Annotated in this window: 8 protein-coding genes and 1 pseudogene; 6 read left to right on the plus strand and 3 right to left on the minus strand. The window is 37.2% G+C overall.

The genetic code is table 11. From position 1 onward, the window contains the following. Positions 1-19: 19 nt before the first annotated feature. The 4 genes and pseudogenes from gyrA to ACFIKO_RS05440 all read left to right on the plus strand — a co-directional run bounded on the left by gyrA (position 20) and on the right by ACFIKO_RS05440 (position 4,461). Positions 20-2,803 carry a DNA gyrase subunit A gene (gyrA, locus tag ACFIKO_RS05425; RefSeq protein ID WP_375673461.1) on the plus strand — a complete coding sequence of 928 codons (2,784 nt, stop codon included), beginning with the start codon at positions 20-22 and terminating at the stop codon, positions 2,801-2,803. Positions 2,804-2,827: 24 nt separating this feature from the next. Next, positions 2,828-3,347: pseudogene (gene coaD, locus ACFIKO_RS05430) on the plus strand (pantetheine-phosphate adenylyltransferase). Next, complete coding sequence (locus tag ACFIKO_RS05435) at positions 3,337-3,930, plus strand: peptidylprolyl isomerase (protein WP_375619869.1); 594 nt, start codon at positions 3,337-3,339, stop codon at positions 3,928-3,930. Before coaD ends, ACFIKO_RS05435 begins: the two are co-directional and overlap by 11 nt. 18 nt (positions 3,931-3,948) lie before the next feature. Then, positions 3,949-4,461, plus strand: a complete 513-nt coding sequence (locus ACFIKO_RS05440) for a peptidylprolyl isomerase (protein ID WP_273788293.1) — start codon at positions 3,949-3,951, stop codon at positions 4,459-4,461. A gap of 305 nt (positions 4,462-4,766) precedes the next feature. Here the strand turns inward: ACFIKO_RS05440 and ACFIKO_RS05445 are convergent, their stop codons facing one another. Then, positions 4,767-4,889 (minus strand): hypothetical protein, encoded by a 123-nt coding sequence (locus tag ACFIKO_RS05445; RefSeq protein WP_375619867.1) that lies wholly within the window; start codon positions 4,887-4,889, stop codon positions 4,767-4,769. A 1,029-nt stretch (positions 4,890-5,918) separates the two neighbouring features. On the opposite strand from ACFIKO_RS05445, the gene tgt reads away from it, so the two are divergent. Next, positions 5,919-7,037 carry a tRNA guanosine(34) transglycosylase Tgt gene (gene tgt, locus ACFIKO_RS05450; RefSeq protein WP_375619866.1) on the plus strand — a complete coding sequence of 373 codons (1,119 nt, stop codon included), beginning with the start codon at positions 5,919-5,921 and terminating at the stop codon, positions 7,035-7,037. Between the two features lie 1,192 nt (positions 7,038-8,229). Further along, positions 8,230-9,429 (plus strand): MFS transporter, encoded by a 1,200-nt coding sequence (locus ACFIKO_RS05455; RefSeq protein WP_375673462.1) that lies wholly within the window; start codon positions 8,230-8,232, stop codon positions 9,427-9,429. A 44-nt stretch (positions 9,430-9,473) separates the two neighbouring features. On the opposite strand, the gene ACFIKO_RS05460 is transcribed toward ACFIKO_RS05455, so the two are convergent. Together ACFIKO_RS05460 and ACFIKO_RS05465 are read right to left on the minus strand one after the other, a co-directional pair. Further along, positions 9,474-10,901, minus strand: a complete 1,428-nt coding sequence (locus ACFIKO_RS05460) for an MFS transporter (protein WP_375619864.1) — start codon at positions 10,899-10,901, stop codon at positions 9,474-9,476. Positions 10,902-11,019: 118 nt separating this feature from the next. Beyond that, a complete protein-coding gene (locus ACFIKO_RS05465; protein ID WP_375673463.1) occupies positions 11,020-12,234 on the minus strand; it encodes an NADP-dependent isocitrate dehydrogenase in 1,215 nt (404 codons plus the stop codon). Positions 12,235-12,844: the final 610 nt, after the last annotated feature.

Raw genomic sequence — 12,844 nt, forward strand, 5'->3', positions numbered from 1 at the left:
TTTTGAAAGTTTTGAAATTGTGACCGATCTTACTCCACACCCAGAACGTGATGTGCTAACCGGTATTGAACCAATCAGTATTATTGATGAAATGCAACGCTCCTATCTCGATTATGCGATGAGCGTGATTGTTTCACGTGCACTCCCTGATGTTCGTGATGGTCTTAAGCCTGTTCATCGACGTATCCTTCATGCTATGAATGAGATGGGTCTTTCTTTCAATAAGTCATATCGTAAATCTGCTGGTGTTGTTGGTGAGGTTATGGGGAAATTCCATCCCCATGGTGATGCTTCAATTTATGATGCTTTAGTGCGTATGGCGCAGGACTTTTCTTTAAGAAATCCATTGATTGATGGTCAGGGAAATTTTGGTTCCGTTGATGGTGATCCACCCGCGGCCATGCGCTATACTGAGTGTCGTTTAGAAAAAGTTTCAGAAGAACTTTTAGCTGATATAGATAAAGATACTGTTGATTTTCAGGATAATTACGATGGGCGTGAGCGCGAACCTGTTGTCTTACCAGCGCGTTTTCCCAATCTTTTGGTTAATGGGTCAGGGGGGATTGCTGTGGGAATGGCAACCAATATTCCTCCCCATAATCTTGGTGAAGTCGTTGATGGTTGTATCGCTTTGATTGATAATCCCGATATCACGCTCGATAAAATAATTGAAATTATTCCTGGTCCGGATTTTCCTACAGGGGGTATTATCCTCGGCCATTCTGGTGTTCGTGCAGCTTATGAAACAGGGCGTGGCTCAATCATTATGCGTGCTAAAGTTGAGATCGAAGAAATTCGCAGTGGTCGACAAGCAATTATTGTGAGTGAGATCCCTTATCAAGTTAATAAGGCAACGATGATTGAGAAAATGGCCGAATTGGTGCGCGATAAACGCATTGAGGGAATCTCTGATTTGCGTGACGAATCTGATCGTGATGGATATCGGGTTGTTATTGAGCTGAAGAAAGATGTCGTTGCGGAGGTTGTTTTAAATCAATTATATCGGTATACGCCGCTACAAACTTCCTTTGGTTGTAATATGGTTGCTTTGAATGGGGGAAAACCAGAACAGATGACGTTGCTTGATATGCTTCGTGCATTTGTTTCTTTTCGGGAAGAAGTTGTCAGTCGGCGAACAAAATATCTTTTGCGTAAGGCGCGTGAGCGAGCACATGTTTTGGTTGGGCTTGCCCTTGCTGTTGCCAATATTGATGAAATTATAGCACTTATTCGCAAAGCTCCTGATCCGCAGACAGCACGTGCACAGTTAATGGAGCGACGCTGGCCAGCAATGGATGTCGCGCCTTTGATTCAACTTATTGATGATCCTCGTCATATTATTCATGAGGATGGTACTTATAATCTCTCTGAAGAACAGGCGCGTGCTATTTTAGAATTGCGTTTGCAACGATTGACAGCTCTTGGGCGTGATGAAATCGCTGATGAATTGAATAAAATTGGCGTGGATATCGCTGACTATCTTGATATCTTGGCATCACGGGTACGCATTATGTGTATTGTTAAGGATGAGTTGAGTGCTCTTCGTGAGGAATTTGCAACGCCGCGACGTACCGTCTTTGGTTTTGGTAGCGCTGAGATGGAGAGTGAAGATCTGATCGCACCAGAGGATATGGTGGTAACGGTGAGCCATAGTGGCTATATTAAACGTGTGCCTCTTAATACCTATCGTGCACAGCGACGTGGTGGTAAGGGGCGTTCTGGTATGTCCACGAAGGATGAGGATTTTGTAACGCGATTGTTTGTTGTCAATACGCATACTCCGGTTCTTTTCTTTTCATCGCGTGGGATTGTTTATAAGGAAAAAGTTTGGCGATTGCCGCTGGGGACACCCCAATCGCGTGGGCGGGCTTTGATCAATATGCTTCCCTTACAACAAGGTGAGCGTATTACAACGATTATGCCTTTGCCTGAAGATGAAGCGAGCTGGAGTGCATTGGATGTTATGTTTGCGACAACACGTGGAACTGTGCGTCGTAATAAATTATCAGATTTCGTTCAAGTTAATCGTAATGGTAAAATTGCAATGAAACTTGATGAAGAAGATGAAATTCTTTCTGTTGAAACCTGTACAGAATATGATGATGTTGTTCTAACAACAGCCAATGGACAATGTATCCGTTTTCCAGTTGTTGATGTTCGTGTCTTTGCTGGGCGTAATTCTGTGGGAGTTCGTGGTATCAATTTAGCTAAAGGCGATAAAGTCATTTCGATGACAATTTTAGAGCATGTCGAGGCGACGTCCATTGAGCGTTCTGCTTATATTAAACGTGTAATGAATGAACGGCGTGCTTCTGGTGCAGATGCTGATGTTGAAGATATTGTAACTCTTGATGAGGACGATGGGGGTGCTGAAACAGAGTTAACAGATGAACGTTATGCAGAACTTCATGCACGTGAACAAATGCTTTTGACGGTGAGTGAGTTTGGTTATGGTAAACGCTCTTCGTCCTATGAGTTCCGGATTTCCGGACGTGGCGGAAAAGGGATTCGTGCAACAGATCCATCTAAAACAGCTGAAATTGGTAAATTGGTAGCGGCTTTTCCGGTGAAGGCGCAAGATCAAATTATGTTGGTATCAGATGGGGGACAGCTTATTCGTGTTCCTGTTGAGGGAATTCGTACTGCTGGGCGCTCAACTAAGGGAGTCACAATTTTTAATACAGCCAAAGGTGAAAGAGTCGTATCGGTTGAACGTATTTCTGAACCTGAAGATGATACGAGTTCATTAGATGATGAAGGTGAGAAGCATTCTGATACAGTTGATATGAGCGAAGAAAAATAATTTTGAAGAGGATGGAGTAAAATCATGAAAATTGCTCTTTACGCAGGTTCTTTTGATCCTCTTACAAATGGTCATCTTGATGTTTTGAGGGGGTGTTTTGTGTTAGCTGATAAGGTGGTCGTCGCTATAGGGATACAGGCTGACAAAAAAACACTCTTTAGCTTTGAAGAGCGTGTTGATTTCATTACGCAGGTAGGGAAAGACTTGTTTGGTGTGGATTCTAATCGATTACAGGTTCTTTCATTTAGCAACCTTCTAATTGAGAAGGCGCGTGAAGTTGGTGCTTCATTTCTCATTCGTGGATTGCGTGATGGTACTGATCTTGATTATGAAATGCAAATGGCAGGGATGAATGGCGTTATGGCTCCTGAATTGCAAACTGTTTTTTTGCCGGCAAGCGTTTCTGGGCGTGCGATAACTTCTACATTGGTACGCCAAATTGCCTCTATGGGAGGTGATGTGACACCATTTGTACCGCCCAATATTGTACAAGCTTTGAGCTCGAAATTCCAATCTTTTAGGGGAGAATAATTGTGTTTCGTAGAATTTTTGCTGTTTTGATATGTGTGTTTTGTTTTTTTTCATTGTCCGCTGTCACCGGTAATTCTAGTCCAGCAAGTGATGCAAGCCTTCTTATTTTATCTCTCAAAGATGGTGATGTCATTATTCGTTTGCGTTCTGATTTGGCGCCAAAACATGTTGCGCAAATTAAAAGATTAACAGAAGAGGGGGCCTATAATAATGTTGTGTTTCATCGCGTTATTCCTAATTTCATGGCACAAACTGGTGATGTAAAGTTTGGAAAAAAAGGCAGTAGAGATTTTGATCTGAAACGCGTTGGTATGGGTGGCTCAAATTATCCCAATATACCGGCAGAGTTTTCAAAGCAGCCGTTTAAGCGAGGTACTGTTGGGATGGCACGGTCACAAGATCCGGATTCCGCGAATTCTCAATTCTTCATTTGTTTTGATGATGCTGCTTTTTTAAATGGTCAGTATACGGTTGTTGGAGAGGTTATAAAGGGGATGGATGTTGTTGATAAAATAAAAAAAGGTACGACAAGTAATAATGGATCTGTAAAAAATCCTGATGTTATTAATGCTGCTACTTTACAAGTTGAGAAATGAATCAAAGGAGCTTTCCATATGGCTGAGAATAAAAATCCAGAGAATACTTTAATTCTTGAAACAACAAAGGGCAGAGTTGTTATTGAGCTTTTGGCTGATTTAGCGCCAAAACATGTTGCACGTATTAAAGAATTGGTACGTGAAGGTGCTTATGATAATGTTATTTTCCATCGCGTTATTGATGGTTTTATGGCGCAAACTGGGGATGTGCAATTTGGAAAGAAGGATAGTGAAAAATTCAATTTATCCCGTGCGGGTATGGGGGGGGCAGAAAAACCAAATTTAACAGCAGAGTTTTCAAATCTTTCTCATAAGCGTGGTACAGTTTCTATGGCACGTAGTCAGAATCCAAATTCTGCTAATTCTCAGTTTTTTATTTGTTTTGCAGATGCTCCGTGGCTTGATCGTCAATATTCCATATGGGGACAGGTTGTTGAAGGTATGGAAAATGTTGATAAAATTAAACGTGGTGAACCTGTTGCAGATCCAGATTCAATTACCAAAGCCGTTATTGCTGCGGATGCAAAATAGTATAAATTATACTGGCTTCAATTGTAAGTTTCTAAGAAAAAATACTCTTTTCTGATCAATAAAGGCATACAAAACTCTTTTGTAGTATCACGCTTACCTTTTATAATTTTGAGCTAAGAATTGTCCATATATTTTCTTCAATAGGATCTTCCTGAAGAGTATAATGCAAAGGATTTGTACAAACACCTGTCAGAATAAGAAAACGCAAAGTCTGTTGTGTTATGGTTGTTGTTTGGAAAAGTATTTTATAAAAAATTCGGCATTTCTCTTCAATTCATTGTCGGTCTATTAATGGTTTTATGATGTTACTTTCCTGAGAGAGCGTGTGCTTTTGTTGCTGTTTGTAAATCAACATCCAATCTTAATGTAGCAGCACACATATTAATACGGATAAGAGCCTTACTAGCTGCTCCAGTTTTGCCTGGCAAGGTGGAAAACCAGCGTTTATGTATATCTCATTGGTGTCATCTTTAAAACAAGAAAACAGTTTAATCTTAGAAGAATGTAAGGGCGCAGAGGTGAAACAAATGGCTAGTCTTGTCATCTTCTTTTTAATTCAGCTTTACTTTTTTAAAAAGTATCTAAAGCAATGTCATTTAAACAATGAAGGTTATGCATAGTCTTACGCTTTTATTTTTCTCGTTTTTTAATAGAGGAACGCTCCAAACGGAATATACTTATATTGCATATTTACGTGTTTTTTAAGAAGCATTTCTCAGTACATATCAACATTCACTTCCATAATGACGTTCATGGCGTGTATAGTTTTAAAGCTATAAATAGTATAAATCTATTATGCACCACCATCTTTAAAGCTTGTGAAGGAGCAAGTGGGGACCGTCATACGCTTTTTCAGCCTCTAATGTTACGATAGAGCTTTTGGTATTTTAGAATCTTTACAAAAAGCATTTTTAGTTTTTTTAAGTGTTTTTATTTACACATTAATTTCTTTTGTGAATTATCTCAATTGCCAAGAGCTATCACAATATTGTGAGTGGATAAATGATTATGCTCATTTCCGCTTTTATTAAGCGTGAGGATCGCCGTGCCCAGTAGATGAAAATTTTTTATCTGTAAAAGTAAACAATATTGTAGGCCGTACAATGCGTTCAGAATTTTCTTCTAGGCGTACAAAGTTACTGCTTATGGAAGTATGTGAAGATGAGATTATTGTGATAATAATTTTGCAGTTCTATTAAGGCTTTAGTGCGTTAAGCGTAGGTATTGTGAGGTATGATATTATAAGGGTTTTACTATTTTTCTGGAGCTAGATTATCACTTTTATTATGGTGATTTCTTAACAAGAAATGTTCTTTTATCTCGTTTAATTTTTTATGCTGGTTACAATATTGAGCGAATCAAAAATTAATTCATAAAGCTTATGACAATGCTCGTAAGGGGATATCTTCTTTCTTTCTATAGAGATATGCATTGATGGAATCAAAAAGACGAGAGTTATGATAAAGACATTTCATTATAGAAAAATTGCTCAAGATGGGTATGCACGTCGAGGCGAAATTATAACGGGGCGAGGATGTGTTCGTACACCCGCATTTATGCCTGTTGGAACGGCAGGAACCGTTAAGGCTATGTATATGGATCAGATACGTGATCTTGGTGCAGATATCATTTTAGGGAATACTTATCATTTAATGTTACGTCCAGGAGCTGAACGTGTTGCGCGTTTGGGAGGATTACATGAATTTTCACGCTGGAGTGGACCTATTTTAACCGATTCTGGTGGCTTTCAGGTTATGTCATTGGCGGGAATCCGTAAAATTACTGAACAAGGTGTGATTTTTCGCTCTTACATTAATGGAGCTTACTATGAAATGAGTCCAGAGCGTTCTATCGAAATTCAAGAACTTCTTGGTGCGGATATCCAGATGCAGTTGGATCAATGTATTGCATTACCTGCAACTGAAAAAGAAATGGAAGAAGCTATGGAACTTTCATTGCGGTGGGCGCAGCGTTGTAAAACAGCTTTTGGAGATCAGCCCAATAAAGCATTGTTTGGGATTGTTCAAGGTGGTGATAATATGAAACTGCGTGAACGTTCTGCTCAAGCATTAAAAGAAATGGATTTAAAAGGTTACGCTATTGGAGGGCTTGCTGTTGGTGAGCCGCAGAGTGTTATGACAGCAGTATTGGATACTACTTGTCCGATTTTACCAGAGGATAAACCACGCTATCTTATGGGGGTAGGGACACCTGATGATATTTTACAAAGTGTTGCTCGTGGTGTTGATATGTTTGATTGTGTTATGCCGACGCGTGCAGGACGTCATGGTTTAGCTTTTACCCGCTTTGGTAGAATTAATTTGCGTAATGCGCGTTATGCAGAAGATCCACATCCTCTTGATCCGCAGTCACTTTGTCCAGCAGCACATGATTATAGTTGTGCTTATTTGCATCATTTGATCAAATCTGGTGAATCTCTTGGGGGTATGTTGTTGACTTGGAATAATCTTTTTTATTATCAACAACTGATGCAGGGAATTCGTGATGCCATTGAAGAAGGCTGTTATGCGGATTTTTGCGCTGAAACGCGTGCTCTATGGGCACAAGGACGCTAAAATATTAATCGTACTATGGCGCTTCATTTTCTTATTGAATTTATTCTTGTACTTACAAATTTAGTTAAAAATATGAAATTAGAAACACCTTCCAAAATTATAAATTTCACTATCCTAAGATATAACAGTGCGGTTTTATAGGGTATATATTCTTTTTCTAATTACTATAAAAACAGAAACTGTTACTCCGGTACGCGCTACCTGATCCGGAGAAAAACAGTTTATTTCTGTTTCTGATGACTGTTTAAAGCAACAATGTTAATGAGGCGTTAGCGAACTCTTAAAGAAGTATGAAAATTGTATTTTTATGAGCTACTTTGTGTTTTTTATTACTAAAGGTAAAGAATGGATTACATACAACCGAATAGATAATTTTTTAGTATATTAAAATAAAAATAAAATAATATTACAACATTTTAAATATTATAATTGTATATTTTAAGTTTTTATTATCTTAATAGTAAGTATTATTTATAAAATATATATATTGAAATAAAACTTATTATATTTTTTCTGCTCTGTTTATAGAATTTATCTGAAAATAATCATAATATATTTACGTGAATATTTTAATTTAAAGATAATGAGTTAGATATCTGATGCGATTCCTCTGTTAGAGGAGGGAGGGGTAAAGCTGCCTAAAAGAGGATATTTAATAACTCTAGAAACCAAGCACTATTATCATGAGGATTTTTAAAAAACTCTATAATAATTTATAAGAATGGCGTAAAGTTGAAATTATAGCTTATCAATTTGGAGGATCTGCATTTAGATAACAAAAATAATGCAACAATAATTTTGGGAGAAGTTTGATCTTTGTATCAAGATAATGGTGAGATGTGGTTCACTTGTTTGAAGTGCATTATTCGACAAAGTTTAGAATTATTTATAGGATATAGTATATCGTTGCAAAATAAAGTTTTCACTGTAAAATTGGAACTGCTGAAAATAGGAGACAAAATTTATTATCTGGCAGATCCGATAAAAATAGGTGAATACGTCTATAATCTCGAGGGTTTCAAAGATTTTCCACTAAAGAATCTTACTTAAAACTTCATAAAATGCTTTATATATCAAAATATTTCTAAAACTTTAGTGGAGACTATTGGGCATGCGTATAACAATGTTTTGAATTTTTGTTTGTGTGTATTACAGATATCTACAGTTAAAACTCCTATCCAGAAGTGATGATATGAGGGATTCTTATAAACAAAAGGTTCTTGTATTGGGAATTGATTCGAGAATACGGCGTTTAATAATTTTAGCTCTTGCCGTGGGGAGTTTTGCTATTGGTACTGCAGAGTTTGTTGCAATGGGGCTATTGCCAGAGATGGCACGAAGTTCATATGTTGATATTCCTACCGCTGGTCAATATATTTCTGCTTATGCATTAGGAGTTGTGATTGGAGCACCTCTTTTAGCTGTGGCAACAGCTCAGGTATCACGCAAAATTGTTTTGATAGGATTGATGCTTTTTTATGCCTTAGCAAATATTGCTAGTGCCTTTGTTTCTGATTTTAGCATATTAGTAGTATTACGCTTTCTCAGTGGACTTCCTCATGGAATTTATTTTGGACTTGCGGCTATGGTTGCCTCTTCAATGGTAGAAATGAAAGAACGTTCTAAAGCTGTTGGATATGTTATGCTTGGCTTAACAATTGCAACCGTTTTGGGAGCACCCAGTGCTACTTGGATTGGTCAACTTATTGGTTGGCAGATTGCTTTTGTCCTTGTGGGTATGATTGCTTTATTATGTTGTTTGCTTATTTGGAATTTTTTGCCTTGTGATTTAAGTTTTCCAAAAACGAATCCTTTGCACGAAATGGGTGCATTAAAGCAAAAGCAGGTGTGGCTTCTTTTGTTGATGGTTTCGGTGGGAGCGTCAGGATTATTCTCTGTTTTCACTTATATCAAGTCAACATTAATGCATATTTCTGGTGTTTCACTTGAGTGGGTACCATTTATCATGCCATTAGTTGGATTGGGAATGGTGGTAGGAAATCTCCTGGGGCCTAAATTAGCTGTTAAAATTGGTATTTCGCCGATGATATTTTTTTCTATGCTTTGGAGTGTATTTGTTTTTTTTGTTTTTTTATTTTTGTCCTATGCTCCGTTAACAGCAGCAATAGGATGCTTTTTTGTTGGAACTTCTTTTGCTGCTATGCCTTCTATACAAACAAAAATTATGGATGTTGCACTACAGGGACAGATTTTGGCAGGAGCATTAATGCAGTCTGCTTTTAATATTGCTAACGCTCTTGGTGCAGAATCTGGAGCATTAGTTTTAAAATTGGGCTATAGTTATGAATATACAGCTGTTTTAGGAAGTGTTCTAACTTTGTGTGGATTAATGATTTTTTGCGTCTCATGGTATATGGAGGAGCATGCTTAATACTTTTCATTTTTTTTTAATGAAAAAGGTATTTTTATGTTTATTTAATTATTGGAATGTCCTGTTGGATTTTTTAATATGCAGTAAGAAATGCGCAGCGCTAATGGAATAGCAAAACAAAATAAAAAGCCAATGAGCACTATAAGAAGAGTTTTTGCTGCTAAGATCATTCCTATTGTTCCTCCAGGATTAAAGAGACCGGCAAGATTGGTGATAACTCCGGCTAGAGTTGCACTCAATGCAGCTGAAAATAGTTGTACGGAGGTAAGGGATTCACTGGCACGTAGAGAATCTTCATCATTTGTACATTGTAAGATCCGTGTGAGCAAATGTGGCCATGCTATGCCCGCACTGATTCCAATAGAAAATAGTGCTAAGCAAATAATAAAAATATATTCAAGTGTGGAAACTTCTGTTGGGATGAGCCATAAAAGAATCGCTATGCCTAACAGTTTAAATAGGGGTGAGTATATAATGATGTTGCGAATTTTTTTTGTGGAGACAGCAGCACTTGAGAGGGCTCCACACGTCCACCCTAGGCTCATAAGTGCTGCTATATAACCGGCTATAAGTGGAGCTTGTCCATGAAGTTCTTGAAGAAAAAGTGGTAAATAAAGTTCTATACTGTACACGACTGTTGTCATAACGAGTATTAATGCGTAAACGGGAAAAATTTCAGAAGAGAAAGAAAAGGATTTGTGCGGCAACATAGGATGAAAGCTATATGATTCGATTTTTGCTAGAACAAAGAGAAGACTAAGTCCGATAACTAATCCGCAAATTTTTGCCATTGTTGTGTCCATAGCTCCTCCGACAGAAATGATAAAAATCAATAAGGTGAGTGTGAAAAGCTGGAGAAGAGGGAGGGGGGATGTTGGAATAAAGTTTTCATTCTTTTTAGGTAAAATTTTAAAGGCTATGAGTAAGAAGAATATAGCTAATGCGCCAATGATCCAAAAGGATGCTCTCCATAGGCCATAATATACAGAAATTCCTCCTATCGCTGGCCCTAATAAGGTTGATATTCCCCACATTCCAGAGATAACACTTAATGCCTGTGACCATAAAGATGGGCTGAAAACAATACGTACCATGGAATAGGATAGAGATAACAAAGAACCACTTCCCAATCCTTGAATAAAGCGTCCTATTAAAAATAATGACATAGATGAAGAAATGCTGCACAGGAAAGTGCCTAGGGTAAAGATAAGTCCAGAGATAACATAAGCGTTGCGAGGACCTAATTTTCCTAATATTTTTGTTGCAAGTGAAGTACCAAGGAGTGAAGCTATAATAAAGACAGTCGCCACCCAAGAATAATATATCTCATTGCCAATATGATTTATAAGGGAGGGTAAAATAGTAATAACGATATAAACGTTGGTGGCATGTAATACAACACCACCTGTAAACGTTAAAAAGCAAAGACCATTTTTACCTAATAAAAGCGCAGACCAGCTTTGTTTTTTCACTGTTTTTTGTTATTTAATAAAAATTCATCCTCTTTTTACTTATAAGGTACTTCTTTGAATTTGCCAAGAGAAATTCAAAGCTCTGTTTAGAGCTTTGAATTTTAATTTAAGTAATAACTTAATTGCCCATTGCTTTTTTGAGATTCTCATCAATTTTGTCGAGGAAACCTGTTGTAGAAAGCCATTTTTGTTTAGGCCCAATCAAAAGTGCGAGATCTTTAGTCATAAAACCTTCTTCGACGGTTTTAATACAAACTTCTTCCAAAGTCGTGGAAAAGTTTTTTAATTTCTCATTGTTATCTAGTTTAGCACGGTGTGCCAGTCCACGCGTCCATGCGAAAATAGATGCAATAGAATTTGTTGATGTTTCTTCATTTTTTTGATACTGGCGATAATGGCGTGTTACGGTGCCGTGTGCTGCCTCTGCTTCAACAATTTTACCGTCAGGTGTCATGAGAACAGAAGTCATGAGACCGAGAGAACCAAAGCCTTGGGCAACAATATCAGATTGAACATCACCATCATAGTTTTTACATGCCCATAAGTATCCACCCGACCACTTTAATGCAGAAGCAACCATATCATCAATAAGACGGTGTTCGTAATATAATTTACGGTTTTCAAATTCAGTTTTAAATTCCGTATCAAATATTTCTTGAAAGATATCTTTAAAACGACCATCGTAAGCTTTTAGAATGGTATTTTTTGTTGAAAGATAAACTGGAACATTCCTTTGTAGTCCATAATTAAAGGATGCGCGGGCAAAATCACGAATTGACTCATCAAGGTTATACATAGCCATAGCAACCCCTGCGCTTGGGGCATCAAAAACTTCATGTTCAATAATTTGATTGTCATCACCTACAAATTTAATACTTAATTTCCCTTTTCCTGGAAATTTAAAATCTGTTGCCTTGTATTGATCAGCAAAAGCGTGACGTCCGATAATAATTGGCTTTGTCCAGTTAGGAACAAGGCGAGGGACGTTTTTACAGATAATGGGTTCGCGAAAAATGACCCCTCCTAAAATATTGCGGATTGTGCCATTGGGTGATTTCCACATTTTTTTTAGGTTAAATTCTTTAACGCGTGCCTCATCAGGTGTGATGGTTGCACATTTTATACCAACTCCATATTTTTTGATAGCATTGGCAGAATTGATTGTTACCTGATCATTGGTTGCATCACGATTTTCGACGGAAAGATCATAATATTTGAGATCAATGTCGAGATAGGGATGGATTAATTTATCTTTGATATATTTCCAGATGATACGGGTCATCTCATCCCCATCAAGTTCAACAACGGGGTTTTCTACTTTGATCTTTACCATTAGAAGTCCTTTTTTTATAGAAGTCCTTTTTTTAGCGATACTGCTTTATAGCACTTTAAAGTTTATAATGAAAAGTAAAAACAAGGGAAAAAAGCATTCAAATATGAGCTTTTAGAATATATTATCAATAGAGTGTAAAATTTTATTGGAGGATTTAATTTTTGAAAAGAAGTTTTTTGAAAAGAAGTGATGTGTTTGCAAATCTATAATTATTCTATGATTGATGAAGAATCTGTTTAATAGATAAATTAGTTAGATCACTGGGGGGCAGGGATTATGCATTTTTATTATCAGAGTTTCCATTTAATAAGTTGATCGTATTCTAAATTATAGTTTCTTGATTTGTTGTGTTAGGTGAATAAGAATCTATTTTTATATCGCATTTCAATTCTAAGATTACAGTCTGTTTGTTTATAGAAAAGTTTAATGTGATACAAAGGCACTGTAATTAGAAATTCTTCATATAAAATGTGTTTTGGGGTAAATTTCAGTTTTGAAGGTTGGAAGAAACGTATAAATGATGTGGCTGGTTTTAATTTAAAAATTAACGGCATACGCGAGAATATGGCTTATAAACTTATCGTATAACGAGCTAGAATCCTCTAATTTT

The organism is Bartonella sp. TS82HLJMH (assembly GCF_042193495.1).
Lineage (GTDB): Bacteria > Pseudomonadota > Alphaproteobacteria > Rhizobiales > Rhizobiaceae > Bartonella > Bartonella grahamii.

Bases quoted from the DNA above. Each gene is read 5' to 3' on its own strand.
- ACFIKO_RS05440 (WP_273788293.1), top strand. From the start codon at position 3,949: ATGGCTGAGAATAAAAATCCAGAGAATACTTTAATTCTTGAAACAACA.
- tgt (WP_375619866.1), top strand. From the start codon at position 5,919: ATGATAAAGACATTTCATTATAGAAAAATTGCTCAAGATGGGTATGCA.
- ACFIKO_RS05455 (WP_375673462.1), top strand. From the start codon at position 8,230: ATGAGGGATTCTTATAAACAAAAGGTTCTTGTATTGGGAATTGATTCG.
- ACFIKO_RS05465 (WP_375673463.1), bottom strand. From the start codon at position 12,234: ATGGTAAAGATCAAAGTAGAAAACCCCGTTGTTGAACTTGATGGGGAT.